16 protein-coding genes are annotated in these 17,053 nt (G+C 62.3%); 5 read left to right on the top strand and 11 right to left on the bottom strand.

The genetic code is table 11. From position 1 onward, the window contains the following. The first annotated feature begins 439 nt into the window (after positions 1 to 439). From AC1DX4_RS01295 to AC1DX4_RS01285, 3 genes are all read left to right on the top strand, one after another. A complete protein-coding gene (locus AC1DX4_RS01295) occupies positions 440 to 640 on the top strand; it encodes a DUF680 domain-containing protein (protein WP_477218597.1) in 201 nt (66 codons plus the stop codon). A gap of 72 nt (positions 641 to 712) precedes the next feature. After that, the gene (locus tag AC1DX4_RS01290; RefSeq protein WP_477218596.1) at positions 713 to 916 is read left to right on the top strand and encodes a DUF680 domain-containing protein; all 204 of its coding nucleotides are present in this window, start codon (positions 713 to 715) and stop codon (positions 914 to 916) included. A gap of 67 nt (positions 917 to 983) precedes the next feature. Continuing rightward, positions 984 to 1,223 carry a DUF680 domain-containing protein gene (locus AC1DX4_RS01285; RefSeq protein ID WP_477218595.1) on the top strand — a complete coding sequence of 80 codons (240 nt, stop codon included), beginning with the start codon at positions 984 to 986 and terminating at the stop codon, positions 1,221 to 1,223. Between the two features lie 85 nt (positions 1,224 to 1,308). Here AC1DX4_RS01285 and AC1DX4_RS01280 read toward each other — a convergent pair whose 3' ends face one another. The 5 genes from AC1DX4_RS01280 to AC1DX4_RS01260 all read right to left on the bottom strand — a co-directional run bounded on the left by AC1DX4_RS01280 (position 1,309) and on the right by AC1DX4_RS01260 (position 7,879). Beyond that, on the bottom strand, positions 1,309 to 2,421 hold the full coding sequence (locus AC1DX4_RS01280) for an ABC transporter ATP-binding protein (RefSeq protein ID WP_477218594.1): 1,113 nt from the start codon (positions 2,419 to 2,421) through the stop codon (positions 1,309 to 1,311). 30 nt (positions 2,422 to 2,451) lie between these two features. After that, positions 2,452 to 4,116 carry a beta-galactosidase BglA gene (gene bglA / locus AC1DX4_RS01275; protein WP_477218593.1) on the bottom strand — a complete coding sequence of 555 codons (1,665 nt, stop codon included), beginning with the start codon at positions 4,114 to 4,116 and terminating at the stop codon, positions 2,452 to 2,454. A gap of 4 nt (positions 4,117 to 4,120) precedes the next feature. Further along, entirely contained in the window at positions 4,121 to 5,275 is a 1,155-nt protein-coding gene (locus AC1DX4_RS01270; RefSeq protein ID WP_477218592.1) for a carbohydrate ABC transporter permease, read from the bottom strand. Between the two features lies 1 nt (position 5,276). After that, the gene (locus AC1DX4_RS01265; protein WP_477218591.1) at positions 5,277 to 6,290 is read right to left on the bottom strand and encodes a carbohydrate ABC transporter permease; all 1,014 of its coding nucleotides are present in this window, start codon (positions 6,288 to 6,290) and stop codon (positions 5,277 to 5,279) included. A 233-nt stretch (positions 6,291 to 6,523) separates the two neighbouring features. After that, a complete protein-coding gene (locus tag AC1DX4_RS01260) occupies positions 6,524 to 7,879 on the bottom strand; it encodes an ABC transporter substrate-binding protein (RefSeq protein ID WP_477218590.1) in 1,356 nt (451 codons plus the stop codon). 364 nt (positions 7,880 to 8,243) lie between these two features. Here AC1DX4_RS01260 and AC1DX4_RS01255 point away from each other — a divergent pair, with 364 nt between their 5' ends. Next, positions 8,244 to 9,266 carry a substrate-binding domain-containing protein gene (locus AC1DX4_RS01255; RefSeq protein ID WP_477218589.1) on the top strand — a complete coding sequence of 341 codons (1,023 nt, stop codon included), beginning with the start codon at positions 8,244 to 8,246 and terminating at the stop codon, positions 9,264 to 9,266. A 263-nt stretch (positions 9,267 to 9,529) separates the two neighbouring features. Further along, complete coding sequence (locus AC1DX4_RS01250; RefSeq protein WP_477218588.1) at positions 9,530 to 10,072, top strand: hypothetical protein; 543 nt, start codon at positions 9,530 to 9,532, stop codon at positions 10,070 to 10,072. 75 nt (positions 10,073 to 10,147) lie between these two features. Here AC1DX4_RS01250 and AC1DX4_RS01245 read toward each other — a convergent pair whose 3' ends face one another. From AC1DX4_RS01245 to AC1DX4_RS01220, 6 genes are all read right to left on the bottom strand, one after another. After that, positions 10,148 to 11,392 carry a flavin-containing monooxygenase gene (locus AC1DX4_RS01245; protein ID WP_477218587.1) on the bottom strand — a complete coding sequence of 415 codons (1,245 nt, stop codon included), beginning with the start codon at positions 11,390 to 11,392 and terminating at the stop codon, positions 10,148 to 10,150. A 261-nt stretch (positions 11,393 to 11,653) separates the two neighbouring features. Then, entirely contained in the window at positions 11,654 to 13,102 is a 1,449-nt protein-coding gene (locus tag AC1DX4_RS01240; RefSeq protein WP_477218586.1) for a S8 family serine peptidase, read from the bottom strand. Then, positions 13,092 to 13,760 (bottom strand): anti-sigma factor, encoded by a 669-nt coding sequence (locus AC1DX4_RS01235; RefSeq protein ID WP_477218585.1) that lies wholly within the window; start codon positions 13,758 to 13,760, stop codon positions 13,092 to 13,094. Before AC1DX4_RS01235 ends, AC1DX4_RS01240 begins: the two co-directional genes overlap by 11 nt. Beyond that, positions 13,757 to 14,323, bottom strand: coding sequence for a sigma-70 family RNA polymerase sigma factor (locus AC1DX4_RS01230; RefSeq protein WP_027040618.1), 567 nt, complete (start codon positions 14,321 to 14,323; stop codon positions 13,757 to 13,759). The genes AC1DX4_RS01235 and AC1DX4_RS01230 overlap by 4 nt, the downstream gene beginning before the upstream one ends. Positions 14,324 to 14,481: 158 nt before the next feature. Further along, positions 14,482 to 15,321 (bottom strand): alkaline phosphatase family protein, encoded by an 840-nt coding sequence (locus AC1DX4_RS01225; protein ID WP_477218584.1) that lies wholly within the window; start codon positions 15,319 to 15,321, stop codon positions 14,482 to 14,484. Positions 15,322 to 15,418: 97 nt separating this feature from the next. Further along, a complete protein-coding gene (locus AC1DX4_RS01220; RefSeq protein WP_477218583.1) occupies positions 15,419 to 17,008 on the bottom strand; it encodes an ABC transporter substrate-binding protein in 1,590 nt (529 codons plus the stop codon). Positions 17,009 to 17,053: the final 45 nt, after the last annotated feature.

Below are 17,053 nucleotides of genomic sequence, written 5' to 3'. Positions count from 1 at the left end.
ACACGCATGCGCAATGATCGGTCAAGGACCGTGGTCACGGAAATCATCGTGGTGCCGGCTGTGCCGGCTATCAAAATCGACCCGAAACGGGGGCAAAAAGGGTTAACGGTTTCGAAAAGTGACTATTAGCACATTCTAAAATCGAACCGAACGGTTCGTTTCTGTTGACGGTGCGTGCAGGACGGTGTGAACGCTGAGCCTCCGATACAGTTGGTGATCGCAGTGCTGGTTTCAACTAACTTTTTGATATCAATAGGAAAAATGTTCGATCAAGAGGGCCTTGGTACAATTTCAAGTGGTGGATACTTGGTCCACACGGAACAACTTCGTGATTGGAAACGGCCAGCTGGCTTTCCCACATCGGGGCTGTCCGAACGACGCGATTTTAATCCCAAGACACGCCGCTAGACGGACGGAAAAAAATACTGGAGTACCCAAAATGAAAAAGATTGTTCTCACTGCCGCCGCCCTTCTGGCCATTTCCGGCAGCGCCTTCGCTGGTAGCGACAACTACGGTTCGAATGCCTCCCCGGCAGCTGCTGCTGTCGACAGCTCGCACACCGCTTCGATCAAGAAGTCGGAACCGGCTGCTCAGACGCCTGTCCAGGGTGCTGACCACAACCTCTTCGGCAACCACTAACAGCCGATCCCGGCCAACGGCGGGGTTTTTGTCCGCCGCTCTGGCCGACCTTAAGAAATTCAGGAGACTAACATGAACAAGTTCATCATTGCTGCCGTCGCCGTCCTGGCCATCTCCGGCAGCGCCTTTGCCGGCAGCGACAACTACGGCTCCAATGGCGCCAACCAGCCTGCCGTTGCTTCGACCGACAGCTCTTACACGGCTTCGATCAAGAAGTCGGAACCGGCTGCCCAGGCACCTGTTCAGGGTGCCGATCGTAATCTTTTCGGCCGCTAACAGCCGATTCCGGGAGCGGCGGTTTGCCCCGCTGCTCCCGTGAAACTCAAAATTCAGGAGACTTGAAATGAAGAAGATCATCCTTGCTGCCGCCGCCGTTCTGGCCATCTCCGGCAGCGCCTTCGCAGGCAGCGACAACTACGGCTCCAATGGCGCCAACCAGCCTGCCGCGACTTCGGTCGACAATTCGCGTACGGCTTCGATCCGCAACAGCGGCTCGCCCGTCTACAAGCTGCTCAATTCGTCGGGCGACGTGCAGAAGTCGATCCCTCAGAGCAGTGACCGGGACCTCTTCGGCAACCACTAACAGCCGAAGCTGACCTCCAAAAAAGAGCGGCGGGCCTGGCCCGCCGCTCTTTTTTATGTGCCTTGATTCAGCGGAGCTGTTCGCCTCAGGCCGCCTTTGCTTCCGGCTTTTGGAGCGCGAAGGAATGTCCGTCCGCATCGAAGATGTGCAGGTCTTCGCCATTGGCGCTAAGCCGCAATGTCGAGCCGCGCTTGACCTCGGCATTGCCGGGCAGCTTGGTCACCAGCGGCAGGTCGGCGCGGCCGATGTCGACGTAGACCAGCTGAACCTCGCCGAGTTGTTCGACATAATCGACCGTTCCCTCGAACAGATAATCCGCGCCGGTGGCGATGATCAGGTCCTCCGGCCGCACACCGAAGCTTACCGCCGCACCCTTCGCCGAGGCAGGTGTCGTGATCGGCACCGTGGCCTTGCGCCCGCCGACATGGCTGACCACGGTCGGGTTGCCGGTCTTGTCGATCGTCGCCGGCAGGATGTTCATGGCCGGAGAGCCGATGAACTGGGCGACGAACAGATTGCCGGGCTTCTTGTAGAGATCCATCGGCGTACCGACTTGCTCGATATGGCCGTCCTTCAACACCACGATGCGGTCGGCGAGCGTCATCGCCTCGACCTGGTCGTGGGTGACGTAGATCATGGTCGTGTTGGGCATCGATTCCTTAAGCTTGGCGATCTCGATACGCGTGGCGACACGCAGCGCGGCATCAAGGTTCGACAGCGGCTCGTCGAACAGGAACACTTTCGGATTGCGCACGATGGCGCGGCCGATGGCGACACGCTGGCGCTGCCCCCCCGACATCGCCTTGGGCAGCCGGTCGAGATATTTGGTCAGCTGCAGGATTTCCGCAGCCTGGCGCACGCGCCGGTCGATCTCGGCCTTGTTCTCCTTGCCGATCTTCATCGAGAACGCCATGTTGTCGTAGACGGTCATGTGCGGATAGAGCGCGTAGGACTGGAACACCATGGCGATGCCGCGCTTCGACGGCGGCACGTCATTGACCACTTCGCCGTCGATCTTGAGCTCACCGGCCGTGATTTCCTCGAGCCCGGCGATGGAGCGCAGCAAGGTCGACTTGCCGCAGCCCGACGGACCGACGAAGACGATGAACTCGCCCGATTTGATATCGAGGTCGATGCCATGGAGAATGTTGAGATTGCCGTACGACTTCTTCACTTGTCTCAGATTGACATCGGCCATTGGTTTCCTCCCAGTGATTTCCTCAAAGATTCAGTCGATGCGCCCGAACCAGGCGCCGTAGCCGCCAAGCTCGATCGAACCGGGGCTCGCTTGCCCGGAAAACCCGTGTCCCGGCAAAGGTTGCAGTGATCGGCTGCCAAGGTCAACCTTGGCCGGCTTGGCGCCGAGGTTGAAGACACAGACGATCTGCTCGTTGCCGGCCCGGCGCGTGAAGGCGACGGTGTCGCCCTCGCTTTCGATGAAGGTGATATCGCCCTTGGCCAGTGCCGGATGGGCACGGCGGAAGGTGAGGAAGCGCCGATAGTGCTCGAGCAGCGAAGCCTGGTCGCCCTGCTGGACATTGACCGCTTGCGCCAGATGCTTGGCCGGCACCGGCAACCAGGGCTTTGCCTGGGAGAAGCCACCATTCTTGGCGCTGCCATCCCACACCATGGGCGTGCGGCAGCCGTCGCGGCCCTTGAATTCCGGCCAGAAGCGGATGCCATAGGGATCCTGCAAATCCTCGAAGCGCAATTCAGCTTCGCCGAGCCCGAGCTCTTCGCCCTGGTAGAGGCAGACAGAGCCGCGCAGCGACATCAGCAATGCCGAGATGACCTTGAGATAGGCGATCGGATCGGCTTCGCTGGCGGCCCAGCGCGAGGCCGGACGCATCACGTCATGGTTGGAAAAGGCCCAGCACGACCAGCCGTCGCTGGCGACCTTGCCGAAGGCTTCCAGCACCGAGCGGACCTTGTCCGCGCTGATCTTTTCCGGCGCCAGGAAATCGAAGGAATAGCACATGTGCACGCGCTTGCCGCCGGCGGTATAGGCCGCCACGACTTCCAGCCCGCGCTGCGAATCGCCGACCTCGCCGACAGCGGCGGTCGCCGGATATTCGTCGAGCAGGGCGCGGAAGCGTTCGAGGAAGCCGAGGTTTTCCGGTCGGCTCTTGTCGTAGATATGGTCCTGGTAGTTGTAGGGATTGACCGCCGGGGCGGTCTGGTCGTTGCGCTCTTCCGGCGGCAGCGGCGGATTGTTCTCCAGGCCCTGGCTGTGGAAGTAGAAATTGATCGTGTCGAGGCGGAAGCCGTCAACGCCGCGTTCCAGCCAGAAGCGGGTGACGTCGAGCAGCGCGTCCTGGACTTCGCGGTTGTGGAAGTTGAGGTCCGGCTGCTCGGCCAGGAAATTGTGGAGATAGTATTGCTGGCGGCTGGTGTCCCACTGCCAGGCCGACCCACCGAAGATCGACAGCCAGTTGTTGGGCGGCGTGCCGTCGGGCCTTGCGTCCGCCCAGACATACCAGTCCGCCTTCGAATTGTTGCGGCTCGCCCGGCTCTCCTTGAACCATGGGTGGCTGTCGGCGGTGTGCGACAGCACTTCGTCGATCATCACTTTGAGACCCAACCGGTGCGCCTCTGCCGTCAGCGCGTCGAAATCGGCCAGCGTGCCGAACATCGGATCGACATCGCAATAGTCCGAGACGTCGTAGCCGAAATCCTTCATCGGCGACTTGAAGAAGGGCGAGATCCAGATGGCATCTGCGCCAAGCGAGGCGATGTAGGGCAGCCGCCCGATGATACCCTTGAGGTCGCCGATACCGTCGCCGTTCGAATCCTGATAGCTGCGCGGATAGATCTGGTAGATGACAGCGCCTCGCCACCAGTCGCGGTCGATGGCGAGGTCAGGGCTCGAACTGGCTTTCAAAGCGGATTGCATTGTCTCAGCCTCCTTTCACCGAACCGGCAAGCAGTCCGCGGACGAAATAGCGCTGCAGCGAGAAGAACACGATCAGCGGCACGATGATGGTCACGAAGGCCGATGTCGTCAGGATCTCCCAATCGCCGCCGCGCGAGCCAAGCAGTGCGTTGAGCTTGGCCGTCAGCACGATCTGGTCTGCTTCCGTACCAAGGAAAACCATCGCCACCAAGAGATCGTTCCATACCCACAGGAATTGGAAGATGGCGAAGGAGGCCAGCACCGGGAACGACAGCGGCAGCACGATCTTGACGAAGATCTCGAAATCGCTGGCGCCGTCGATGCGGGCCGATTCCATGATTTCGCGTGGCAGGCCGGCAATGTAGCTCCTGAGCAGGTAGATGGCGAAAGGCAGGCCGAAGCCGGTATGCGCCAGCCAGATGCCGAGATAGGTTTTCGATGGTACGCCGAAGAAAGTGCCGACGCCGTTGTAGAGTTTCAACAGCGGGATCAGCGACATCTGCAGCGGCACCACGAGGAGACCGATGATCACCGCGATCAGCAGCGCCCGGCCGGGAAAACGCATCCAGGCCAGTGCGTAGGCGGCAAAGGCCGCGATCAGGATCGGGATGACGGTCGCCGGAATGGTGACCGTCAGCGAGTTTATGAACGAGCGGCCGATGCCTTCCGAAAGCAGCACGGTATAGTAGTTGTCGGTGGTGAATTTCGGCGGTGCCGACGAGGCATAGTAGACGCGCTGGCCGCGATCGCCTTCGAACGCCTTGGGCGACACCATGACGAAGCTGCCATCGGCATTGACCTGCAGGGAGACGCCGTCACCGAGATCGGCCGAACTGCCGACGGGATACTGTGTTGGGGCCGCCGCCTTGACGCCGAAGGCGCTGATCGCGCGCTTGGCGCCGTCGCCGAAAATGTTGCCCTCGAGGACGAACTTGCCGTCTTTCTCTTTCTGCGCCGAGGCGGGCGGCAGCCGGCCGGCTTCGGTCTGGCTGGAACTGGAGAATGAGTTCCACCAGCCCGAAGCGACGATCTGGTCCTTGTCACGCAGCGACGAGACCAGGATGCCGAGTGTCGGAATGGTCCAGATGGCAACGAAGACCAGCACCGCGATGTGGACGCCGAAACGGCTGGCGAATGATTTTCCGGTCGCGACGGCCATCTCAATGTCCTCCCGTTTCTCTGTTGGCCTGGCGGATGTTCCAGACCATGATCGGAATGACCGCGATCATGATGATGATGGCTATCGTCGCGCCGCGGCCGAAATCACCGCCGCCGCGGAACATCCAGTCGAACATCAGATTGGCCAGCACCTGGCTGTTCCACTGGCCGTTGGTCATGGTCAGCACAATGTCGAACACCTTCAGCACCAGAATGGTGATGGTGGTCCACACCACGGCGATGGTGCCCCAGATCTGCGGCACCATGATCTTCCAGAAGATCTGGAACGGGTTGGCGCCGTCGATCACGGCGGCTTCCAGCGTCTCTTCCGGAATGCCGCGCAGTGCGGAGGACAGGATGACCATGGCAAAGCCGGTCTGGATCCAGATCAGGATGATCATCAGGAAGAAATTGTTCCAGAACGGCAGCGAGATCCACACCTGCGGCTGGCCGCCGAAATGCTGGATGATGGCGTTGAGCAGGCCGATCTGCACCTGGCCCTCGCCGCGATATTCGTAAATGAACTTCCAGATCACGCTGGCGCCGACAAAGGAGATGGCCAGCGGCAGGAAGATCAGGCTCTTGGCGATCGTGCCCCACCAGATCTTGTCGGTGAGCACGGCAATGATCAGGCCAAGGAAGGTGCAGGCGGCGGGCACCACAGCCAGCCACAGCACGTTGTTGAGGATAGAGTTGCGGAAGTCGCGGTCGCCGAAGGCCCATTGATAATTGGCCAGGCCGACGAAATTGATGCCGCCGCGATCGAGGAAGGAGAGCCGCAGCGTCTCGACCACGGGGTAGATGAGATAGATGGTCAGGATGATCATCGCCGGACCGACGAACAGCCACGGCCGCACAAGGCCCTGCCGGCGCAGATTGTCGATGGCGGCGGCGCCGGCGACGCCGCGCGATGGGAATATCAGGTCGACCAGCTTGTTGGCGCCCCAGAAATAGGCGACGCAGCCGCCGACGCCGACGATGATGACGAATATGGCCGAGAAAATCTGAGACGCCATGCATTCCTCCCCCTGCGCATGATCCGGCAAGGTTTGTATCCTTGGGGGTCAGGCGCCGATTCAGTTGTTTGAAGCGTGATCGGCCGCAAAATGTCTCGCGTGCGGATTGCGCTTCATGTCGATGCGCTCATGACGAAACGGGGCGGCGTGGGCCGCCGGCGGATCCGGGCCGTCAAGGTCCGGATCCAGGGCGAAGATGAAGCGGCCGCTCGGCGACCGAGCCGATCTGTTGCTTACTTGATCCCGTCCCAGCTCTTCTGGATGTCCGTGGCGACATCCTGGGCGGACTTGCCGCCGACCAGATCGATCATCCCGGTCCAGAACGAGCCGGCGCCGATCTTGCCCGGCATCAGGTCGGAACCGTCGAAGCGCACGGTCGTCGCTCCAACCAGGATCTCGCCCTGCTTCTTCAGCGCTTCGCTGCCATAGGCGTCCTTGTTGGCGCCCTTGAAGGGGGTGACGAAGCTTTTCTGCGCCATCCACAATTCATGCGCGAGCGGCATCTGCAGGAACTTGATGAATTCGCGCGATGGCTTGGAATCCTTGGTGATCATCACCAGCGTTCCGGCCACTTCCAGCGGCGTGCCGAGCTCCGGCTTGGAGGCGTAAGGCGGATAGTTGAAGAAGTCGGCATCCTGACCGAGCTTTACGCCCTCCGGGAAGAAGGAGGGGATGAACGACGCCTGATGGTGCATGTAGCACTTGGGCGGTACCGAGAAGAGGCCCTTCGGGCTGTCGCGGAAATCGGTCGCCGCGACTGCCTTGGCGCCGCCGTCCACCATCTTGTCGTTGGTGGCGATCTTGCCGAAAATGTCTATGGCATTGACCACGGCGGGATCGTTGAACGGGATCTCGTTCTTTACCCACTTGTCGTAAACCTCAGGCGGCTGCGTGCGCAGCATGATGTCCTCGACCCAGTCGGTCGCCGGCCAGCCGGTGGCGCCGCCGGAGCCAAGCCCGATGCACCAGGGCTTGCCGCCATCGGCGATGATCTTCTTTTCGAGCTCGGCCAGTTCCTCCTGGGTCTTGGGGACCTTGTAGCCGGCTTCCTCGAAATTGTCGGGCGAGTACCAGACCAGCCCCTTCACGTCGATCTTGTAGGGAAGCGCATAGAATCCCGGCTTGCCGTCCTTGCCTGCGAAGGTGCCGAGCTTGGCCCAGGAGTCACCGGCCGCGTAGTTCTCCTTGACCCATGCGGCGACGTCGTCGCCCAGCGGGGTCAGAACGCCCTTGGAGGCAAGATCCTGGATGAGACCCGGCTGCGGCAGGATGGCGATGTTGGGCGGGCTGCCGGCCTGGGTATCGATGACGATCTGCTGTTCGTAGTTCTCGGACGAGGAATATTTGATCTCGACGCCGGTGGCTTCGGCGAAATAATCGAGCACCGAACGGGCCAGCGCCTCGTCCTCGCCGCGCCATGGCCCGAAGATCGTCAGGGTCTCGCCCTTGAGATCGACTTTCTTGAGGTCTTCGTAATTTCCCCAGTTGAAGCGCTTGTCTTCGCCCGGCTTGAACTTCAGTTCAGCATACGCGGGCGCATTCAGGGCGAACGTGGCAAACGCAACACCCAGCAAAAGCATTTTCTTCATCGGTATTCCCTCCCAGTGGGTCACATACACCGGACGGAACCTCCATTCCGCCCGCCGACGCTGCAGGACTGTGACTCAGTCGCAAGGGAACCGCAACCTTTCGAAGAGTCTTCCAAAGCGCTTTGGCTTTTCCGATCACGCCATTGATTCACTCAAGAGTCAAGAGGGAACAGTGGCTAATCGATTTAAGCTTGCACATCTATAGTCAAAAAAGTGCGCCGCAACATGCTTTTGTGGCGATGCAACAGTAATTTTTGTTTCAAACACGCGCAAACCACGCTTATGGTTCGTACTGGTATGACCACGCCCTTGTGGCGCTTGGGTCGATTCAATTTAAAAGCGCTTTGAGGAATGGAGGCCTTTTGTGAACCTCAAGCAGCTCGCACATATGCTGGCGCTTTCGCAGACCACGGTAAGCCGGGCATTGAACGGCTATCCGGAGGTCAGCGAGGAAACGCGCCGGCGCGTCATGGACGCCGCCAAGCGCCATGGCTATCGTCCCAATCCGAGCGCGCGGCGGCTGGCGACCGGCAAATCCGGCATGATCGGCTATGTCCTGCCGACGGGTGCGGCCGTCGACATCGATCCGCATTTCGTCGAGTTCCTGTCCGGCCTCGGCGACTATGCCCGCTCGCACGAGCTAGACCTTGTGCTGTCGCCGGCCGATGCCGACGACCAGGAGACGACCTACCGGCGCATCGTCGCCAACCGGCAGGTCGATGCCGTCTATATCTCTTCACCGAGGCCGCAGGACAGTCGGGTGGCGCTGGTCAGCACGCTCGGCATTCCCTTCCTCGTCCATGGCCGCAGCGAAGGCCTCGATTTCGACTATCCCTATCTCGACATCGACAATGAGGGCGCCTTCCACGAGGCGGCGCGATTGCTGGTCCAGCTCGGCCACCAGCGGTTGGCGCTGATCAATGGTGACGACCGCGAGACCTTCGCCATCCATCGCGAGCGCGGCGTGCGCCGGGCGCTCGCCGCGAGCGGACTGACCCTGGGCGAACGCCATGTCTGCTCCTTGGCGATGACCGAAGAAAACGGCTATCGCGCCACCAGGCGTCTGCTGGAGGCGAGCGACGCGCCGACGGCGATCGCCTGCTCCAGCCTGATCATGGCGCTGGGCGTCGTGCGCGCGGTGCGCGACCTCGGCCTTACCATTCCCGGTGACCTCTCGCTGATCGCCCATGACGACGTCTTCCCCTGGCTGAAGCCGGAGAATTTTTCCGTGCCGCTGTCGACGACGCGCTCATCGATCCGTCTTGCCGGCGCCCGCGTTGCCGAACGGTTGGCGGCGCGGATTTCCGGACTGGAAGAGGGCGCCCGCGGCGAGGTCTGGCCGGTCGATCTGGTGGTCCGGGGATCGGTCGCCGGGGCCCCGGCTTAGGGGGCTAGGTCCAATCACAGTGAACGACCGGGTTTGGCCGAAGCGCACCTTCTAATGCGTGTCACTCAAACGTGACTTCGGTTTTGAAGCAGTGACGATGGCCTATTAACGCCGCATTAGCCCACCTGTCCCAACATTGGTCGATGAACACCAATCAGCCCAGCGCGGTCTTCGGCCGGCGCGGGCGCGAGAATCGCGCCCCGGCGGCTGCGGTTGACCGCACTGCAAGACCAACAAGACCAACGCGGCCAATCGGGCATATCGTGGCTCTGCTTGGCTTGACGGGCCTTTTGCTGACCGTCGTCGGTGCAATCTTCTGGACGTTGCCGGGCATTGGAAGGGCAAATGCGGAAGCCGCGCGGACAGAACAGAAAGTGGTCGACCTCATCAACCAGCCGATCACCCATCTGCCCCGCTCCGGGTCATTCACGGTGTTTTCGCCAGGCTGGTTCCACCAGGGCGCCATAAAGCCGGACTTCAACAATGTCGATATCCGCACCACACAGGAACTCACCTATGAGGGCTATGTCACTTCAGACCTGAACCCCACCGAAATGTTCCTCGGACGTGAGCTCGAATTCAATGCAATGACCAAATATTTCTACACCGACCGAACGCTGCCCAAAAAGCGGCTGTCCGGCCCGGAAATGGTCGAGATCAACGGTCTCTACCGCGTCATCGGCCACGACGAGCAGGCGGTATTGATGCGATGGTTGACGATAGCCTGTCTGGTTGTCGTCGGGCTTTGTCTTGGATTGGCGTTGCTTCTGCAAATCGGCCGAACCCGGCAGCTCCCGGCAGGCTGATCTATGCGGGATTGGGGGCCGGCGTGCTGGCAAGCCCGTTCCGTGCGGCTAACGAGCCGCTTGCTGTTTCTGTTACTACGAATGCCCCACCATGTGTTCGACAAGGCGATGTGCCTCTTCGGCGACCGCCAATATTGTGCCTGACTTGCGTGTGGAGGCAAAATCCAAACCGGCGAAGTAGATGCCTGGCCGTGGGGCCACGCCATCCGCATGGATGGGCTGTCCCGCCGGGTCGAGTACTCCGGGGAGACGTACCCAACTAAAATCGCCGCGAAAGCCGGTGCACCACACCACGGTTGTGATGCCGGACCCGGCAACATCGAGTGAACCGATAGTCGGGTTGGGCAGAGACGCCACGACAGTCTCCGCCGGATCGGGTTCCGCAACAGGGGCATCGATTCCGGAACGGCTGATATACTCGTCGATATGGCGTTTGACGTTGGCGGAGGCTTCATCCGCAAAGCGAACATGCGCTTCGAGATCGTCGGCGAACGAGAGACGACGACCATCCTCGACACCTGTGAGACGCCCGAGCAGCACGATACCTTTGGCGCCAAGCGCTTGCAGGCTTATCGTGTGTTCTGCCCCGAGCACACCCCGGGGCGGAATGCGTTTCGCAACTTGTATGATCTCCTCTCGACGCACGTCGAGAAACCCGCTTTCGACGAGCCAGATCATGATGTCGCGACCCCGGTAGCGCCGTGGCAGCCGTCCGACCTGGCCGGAGGCAAGGAAGACTGTTCGCCCTGCTTCCGCCAAGTCCTCCGCGATCTGACAGCCCGACTGGCCGCTTCCGACAACCAACACCGCTCCGTCGGCGAGACCGGCGGCGTTGCGGTAATCAGAAGCGTCGATCTGGCATAGGCTGGGCGTCAACGAAGCGGCCCAAACCGGGCGCACCGGACAATTCAGGTGACCACTTGCGATCACCACGTTCCGTGCCCGAACTGTGCCGCGCGAGGTGGTTAGCCGATACTCGCCCTTCTCGTGCCCGTCGGCCAGTTCGGTCACCACTGTCTCTGGTTCGACGGGCAGTTCGTTCCGCTTGGCGAAGTCCTCAAGGAGAGCGACGAACTGGTTGCGTGTTAGGGCGCCGAACGGATCTGAACCATCATAACGGTCGCCCGGCATGACGGTCTGCACGTTCGGCGTATTCATCCGGAACGAATCCCACCGTTGTGTAAGCCAGGTCTCTCCGATGCGACCCCGCTCCAACACGCTATGGCTTAGGCCTCGCTGTGCCAACGAATGGCTGACGCCCAGACCGGCCCAGCCGGCTCCGACGACCACCGCGTCAAGGACGTTGGCGTTGCTCGTCATTTGCCGCAGGCCCCGACGCCGGCGCCATTGTAGCGTTTGGAGGCGGGCGCTTTGCGCGGTGACCGCGCCGTCTTCGCCAGCGGCCCACCATCGAGATGGCGGTCAATGCCGCCTGAACCTAGCAACACGATCCGCATAGTCCCCTCCGGTAGGAGGGAAGATAACATCTCCGTCGCCTCGCGCCACGATCAAAATCCCGCAAAGGCGTGGCGGCTTCGGGGCAGCGGCATGCGTGAAAACAGAGGCGTCTAAGCCTCAGACTTACTCTTTCGCCGCCTCTGCCGCCTTGAGGTCCAGCAGCCCATAGCCGAAATCATTGTCGCGCCCTTTGGGGCCGAGATCCTTCGCCGTTGCCGCCAAGGCTTTCTCGATGTCGTCGGCCGAGCGGCCGGGCGAAGCATGGATGAGATTGGCGATGGCGCCGGATACGATCGCCGCGGCGAACGAGGTGCCGGTCACGACGTCAGAGCCGGGGCCGCTTGGCGCGACCATCTCGACGCCCGGCGCCGAAATGAAGACATAGGCGCCACGATTGGCCTGCGGCATCAGCCCATCCTTGGCGTCGGTGGCGGTCACCGCGATCACGCCGTCGAAGGCGGCCGGATAGCCATAGGGCGCCTTCGGGCCGTTATTGCCGGCAGCGGCCACCAGCACCATGCCGAGTGCCCGTGCATTGCGGCAGGCGGCGCCGAGCAAATCGTTCTTCGGCCCGACGAAGCTCATATTGATGATGCTGACATTCTGCTCCGCGGCCCAGTCGAGCGCCGACAGGATGACATCCATGGTCGACTTGCCTCCCTCGAAGGCGCGGGCGTGATAAATCCTGGCGCCCGGCGCCATGCCCTCCAGCGCGCCGACGCCGGCGATCAGCCCGTCGATCGAAGTGCCATGGTCGCGCTTTTCGATCGGCACGTCCGGCATGGCGTCGAACTGCGCGGCGATGACGCCGGCCAGCGCCGGGTTGGTGTCGTCGATGCCGGTATCGATGACGGCGACACGAACGTTTTCGCCGCTGGCCTGTTTGGCATCGAGCGCGATGCGATCGAAGGCATAGTTGACGATGCCGGCCGCCTGCTGCAGCGAATAGATGTGGTTGGGCTCGCGCCGCTGCGTGCGGCCATCGGCGGCAAGCTGCGCCAGCACGACGCCGACGGGGCGGCCGTCGGGAATGCCGAAGCGCACCAGCGTGGTGCCAAGCAGCCGGGACTGGCGCTGCGAGCGCACCTCGAGGCCGAAGGAGGCGGCGATCTGCTGCACGGCGCCGGCATCGCCATCAACGGTCACCAGCACCTCGTCGGGCACGAAATCACCGGTCACGGCGCGCGGCGGTTGAACGGCGATGAGATCGGTCGGCGAGACGATCGCGCCGCCGGCTGGCGGGCTGACCTGGTTGTTGCCGGGCGGCGGAGTCGGTTCCGGTCGTGGCGTCGGCACCGGTGCCGGGGGCGCGACCGGATTGGGGAAGAGGTCGACGATCAAAGCGGGAAGAAAGACGGCGCCGGCCTGGGCAGGCCCAGCACCGCCGGCCTTGTCGTTGGCGCCGCTGCCGTCCTTGGCGCAGTCGGCGCCAGCAGCGTTGGTGCCGTTGCGGCAGTCGATTTTCGTCTGGTCGCCATTGGCGGCGTTGGTCTGCGCCGACGCGGGCACGGCGGCGATTGTCATCGCCACTGCCAGGATCGCCGCAAATCGAAGGGCCGCCTCAGCCGCCATCAACCGGTTTCCTTCCCTCGATCACAGTCTCAGCGAAAGGCTGGGCGGCAATAAGGCCGAGCTGCTTGGTATAGTCGGCTGCGTTGGCGGCAGGGATGGCAAGCCGGAACACGCCGTCGGCGGTCGGTCCGCCGATGATTTTCAGCCCGTTGCTGCCGAGGAATGCAGAAATATCCGACATCTTCGCATCCGGTTTGAACTTGACCAGCGCGAACGGCAGTTTCGCCAGGTCGTCTTCCGCGCCGGCGATCTCGAAATCCTTGCCCTTGCCGCCGGGTTGCACCAAAGACTGCACCGCAATCAGCGCCAGCAGGACCGCGGCCGCCGCCCAGGCGACGCCGACCGGCACCGCCATGAAGCGGCCCCAGGCCTGCGCCAGCCAGGATGAGCCTGCCGGCTTGCGCGCAGGTCCGACCTCGGCGTCGAGCGCCTTGGCGAAGCGGCTGAGTGCATCGGCGGGCGGGCGGACTGCTTCATTGGCGGCCGATGTGCCGGAGAACTCGGCCTCGGCCTCGCCAAGGGCTGCCATTGCCGCCGGATCGGTCGCCAGCCATTCCTCGACGGCTTCGAGATCGGAGCCTTCCAGCGAGCCGTTCAGATAGAACGGCAGCAGCGTTTCCATTTCGTCGCGGCGCGACATTTTTTCAGCGGCGCTCATGGCCACCCCCTGTCGTAACCGGCGGCCTTGAGGGCCTCGCCGAGTTTCTTGCGGGCGTAGAACATCCGGGTCTTGACGGTCGCGACCGGGATGCCGAGCACCTCGCCGATCTCCGTCACCGACTGTCCGTGATAATAGGCAAGGTCGATCACCGTGCGGTGCTCTTCGGGCAAGGCGTCGATGAAGCGGCGCAAGGCGGCGGCCTTGTCCTCTTTCATCGTGACGACCTCCGGCGTATCGGCACCGTCGGGCACCGCGGCGGCGGCCTCGTCGTCGATCCAGTCTTCCTTTTTCTTGCGCAGCAGCGACAGCGCCTTGAACCGGGCGATGCCGAGCAGCCATGTCGAGACTTCGGAGCGTCCTTCGAAGCCCGGCGCCTGCCGCCACAGTTCGAGGAACACCTCGTTCGCGATATCGTCAGCCATCATTTCCGATCCCGTCTGGCGCGCCACGAAGCGGTAGACCCGCGCGTGGTGGCGCATGAACAGGAGCCGCACGGCGGCACGGTCGCCCTTCGCGACCCGGTCGACAAGCGCGCGATCGGTCTCCGTCGCTGCCGTCATGGCCGGTCGAGCCGCCTGGCTCCTGTCTGTTCTGTCGCTGATCGGTCCAAAAAGGTTCATCCTCCGCCAAGGAATTTTGGGAGGCTAACCGAAGAGCGCGGAGGTTGCCAGTGGCAGGGTCTTCCCTTCTCCCACAAGGGAAGAAGGGAAGGTCGCGCTCAGCTTAGGAAAGACTTCGCCTTCATCGTCGCCGGAATAGCCACGCCGAGCCGGCTCAGCACCGTCGGCGCCAGCTGCAACTGGTCGAGCAGCGTGTCGCCCTCCGGTCCCTTGCCGGGGCCGAAATAATACAGTGCGAAATCCTGCATCTCGTCATCATGGCCGCCATGGTGGCCGCGGTCGGTCTGGCCGTGATCGGCGGTGACCATCACCTCGTAGCCGGCTTCGATCCAGCTCGGCAGGAAAGCCGCCAGCATGCCGTCCATCGCATAGACGGCATGGTCCATCTCGTGACAGTCGTGGCCGAAGCGATGGCCCATCGAGTCCAGCGTGCAGGTGTGCAAGATGCCGTAGTCGATGCCGTGGCGTTTGGTCAGCATGGTCAGCGTCGCGAACAGGTCGACATCGCTCGGCGTCATCTGGTTGCGCAAATTGTAGCCGGTCATGGTGTGGAAGCGACCGTGCGTGATCGGCCCGCTTGGCTCGTCATATTCCATGTCCTCGACCAGGTCGAAGGGGTAGGAGCGGAAGAATTCCGACCAGTAGGAATGGGTGACCGCACCCGTCTTGCCGCCGGCCTTGCTGACTTCCGAAAATATATCCGGCTGGGTCACGCGGAAGCGGTTCTCGTTGGAGAGGATGCCGTGCACCTGCGGCGACACGCCGGTGTGGATCGAGGCATAGCAGCAGGCCGAGGTCGACGGCAGCACCGAGCGCATCTTCCAGACCCGTGCTTCGCCCGATTGCACCCAGCCCTCGAGATTGCCCATCAGCCGGCGCCAGTTCCGGTAGGGCACGCCATCGAGGATGATCAGCAGAAGCTTGGATTCGAGCGCCATGGGCTGCTCCATGATGTCTGGCAGTTGAAACGGGAACGCCGCATGCCGTTTCGGGCACACGGCGTTCTTACACGTGAATCACACAGGCAGGGTTCGACTAAGCGTTGAGCCAGCACTCGGCCAGCGCGTAGCCATCCATCATCTCGCCGATCGGGCTCTTGGCAAAGCCGCCGATCTTGTTGGTGGCGGCCGCGTCGATGAACTGGTTGAAGAATGGCACGATCAGGCCACCTTCGTCGCGCATCAGCACCGCCATGTCGTGGTAGATCGCCTTGCGCTTGGCCTGGTCGAGTTCGCCGCGCGCCGCAAGCAGCATCTTGTCGAATTCCGGCCGCTTGAAGCGGGTGTCGTTCCAGTCGGCGGTCGAGACGTAGCCGGTGGAATACATCTGGTCCTGCGTGGCGCGGCCGCCCCAGTAGGAGAGCGAGAAGGGCTTTTTGTTCCAGACTTCCGACCAGTAGCCGTCGCCCGGTTCGCGCTTGATCTCGATCTTGATGCCGGCCTTGGCGGCGCTCTGCTGGTAGAGCTGGGCGGCGTCGACGGCGCCGGGGAAGGCAACGTCGGAGGTGCGCAACAGAATGGAGCCGCTGTGGCCCGACTTCTTGTAGAGAGCCGCCGCCTTGTCCGGATCGAATTTGCGCTGTTCGATGTCGGTCGAAAACAGCGGGTAGGCTTCGTTGATCGGGAAGTCGTTGCCGACCGAGCCATAGCCACGCAGGATCTTCTCCAGCATCTCCTCGCGGTCCATGGCGAGCTTCAGCGCCATGCGCAGGTCGTTGCTGTCGAAGGGGGCGGTGTCGCAGAACATGTTGAACGGGTAATAGCCCTTGCCCGACACGTTCTCGATGGTGACGCCGGGGATGCGCTTGACCAGGTCGACAACCTTGGGCTCGACGCGGTTGATCATGTGCACCTGGCCGCCTTGCAGGGCTGCCAGTCGCGCCGTCGCGTCATTGATGACGACGATCTCGACCTGGTCGGCATGGCCCATCTTGTCGCCCTGCCAGTAATTGGCGAAGCGCTCGCCGCCATGGCGCACGCCCGGCTGGTTGACGGTGACCTTGTAGGGGCCGGCACTGATGCCGGCATTCGGGTTGTCCTTGCCGCCATTCGGCTGAATGACGAGGTGGTAGTCGGCCATCAGATAGGGGAAATCGGCGTCGGCATCGCCGAGCGTGACGATGACTTCCTTGCCGCTCGCCTTGACGCCCTTGATGTTCTTGAGAATGCCGAGCGCGCCGGATTTGGACTTTTCGTCGGCATGGCGCTCGATTGTGGCGGCGATGTCTTCGGCGGCAACGGTCTTGCCATTGTGGAACTCGATGCCGTCACGCACCTTGATCGTCCAGGTCTTGGCGTCCTTGGACGCGCCGATCTCCTGCGCGATCATATTGGTCAGGCTGTTGTCGGGCATCAGCCGGACCAGATATTCGCCCCACTGCTTGCCGAAGCTGTAGGTGACCTGGCTGAGGTTCAGTGCCGGGTCGAGGCTGTTGGTCGATTCACCGCCTTGCAGGCCGGCCTTGATGATGCCGCCCTTGACCGGCGTCTGTGCGAAGGCTTTCCCGGCCAGCGTCGTTGCCAGCGCCGCCGACACACCCAGTGCCGCCGTACGGCCAAGGAAGTCGCGGCGCGATATCCGGCCCTGGCCGGCGAGATCAGCGAGATGGTCGAGTTCAGTCTTCATGTCCTACCCCTTGTTGAAAACAACGTCACGAGCAGCGCCCGTCCG

The organism is Mesorhizobium sp. P3_A8 (genome assembly GCF_056402995.1).
Note: the sequence above shows the minus strand (reverse complement) of the source record. Positions and strands in the feature narration are given on the sequence as shown.

Bases quoted from the DNA above. Each gene is read 5' to 3' on its own strand.
- AC1DX4_RS01295 (WP_477218597.1), top strand. From the start codon at position 440: ATGAAAAAGATTGTTCTCACTGCCGCCGCCCTTCTGGCCATTTCCGGC.
- AC1DX4_RS01290 (WP_477218596.1), top strand. From the start codon at position 713: ATGAACAAGTTCATCATTGCTGCCGTCGCCGTCCTGGCCATCTCCGGC.
- AC1DX4_RS01285 (WP_477218595.1), top strand. From the start codon at position 984: ATGAAGAAGATCATCCTTGCTGCCGCCGCCGTTCTGGCCATCTCCGGC.
- AC1DX4_RS01280 (WP_477218594.1), bottom strand. From the start codon at position 2,421: ATGGCCGATGTCAATCTGAGACAAGTGAAGAAGTCGTACGGCAATCTC.
- bglA (WP_477218593.1), bottom strand. From the start codon at position 4,116: ATGCAATCCGCTTTGAAAGCCAGTTCGAGCCCTGACCTCGCCATCGAC.
- AC1DX4_RS01270 (WP_477218592.1), bottom strand. From the start codon at position 5,275: ATGGCCGTCGCGACCGGAAAATCATTCGCCAGCCGTTTCGGCGTCCAC.
- AC1DX4_RS01265 (WP_477218591.1), bottom strand. From the start codon at position 6,290: ATGGCGTCTCAGATTTTCTCGGCCATATTCGTCATCATCGTCGGCGTC.
- AC1DX4_RS01260 (WP_477218590.1), bottom strand. From the start codon at position 7,879: ATGAAGAAAATGCTTTTGCTGGGTGTTGCGTTTGCCACGTTCGCCCTG.
- AC1DX4_RS01245 (WP_477218587.1), bottom strand. From the start codon at position 11,392: ATGACGAGCAACGCCAACGTCCTTGACGCGGTGGTCGTCGGAGCCGGC.
- AC1DX4_RS01240 (WP_477218586.1), bottom strand. From the start codon at position 13,102: ATGGCGGCTGAGGCGGCCCTTCGATTTGCGGCGATCCTGGCAGTGGCG.
- AC1DX4_RS01235 (WP_477218585.1), bottom strand. From the start codon at position 13,760: ATGAGCGCCGCTGAAAAAATGTCGCGCCGCGACGAAATGGAAACGCTG.
- AC1DX4_RS01230 (WP_027040618.1), bottom strand. From the start codon at position 14,323: ATGACGGCAGCGACGGAGACCGATCGCGCGCTTGTCGACCGGGTCGCG.
- AC1DX4_RS01225 (WP_477218584.1), bottom strand. From the start codon at position 15,321: ATGGCGCTCGAATCCAAGCTTCTGCTGATCATCCTCGATGGCGTGCCC.
- AC1DX4_RS01220 (WP_477218583.1), bottom strand. From the start codon at position 17,008: ATGAAGACTGAACTCGACCATCTCGCTGATCTCGCCGGCCAGGGCCGG.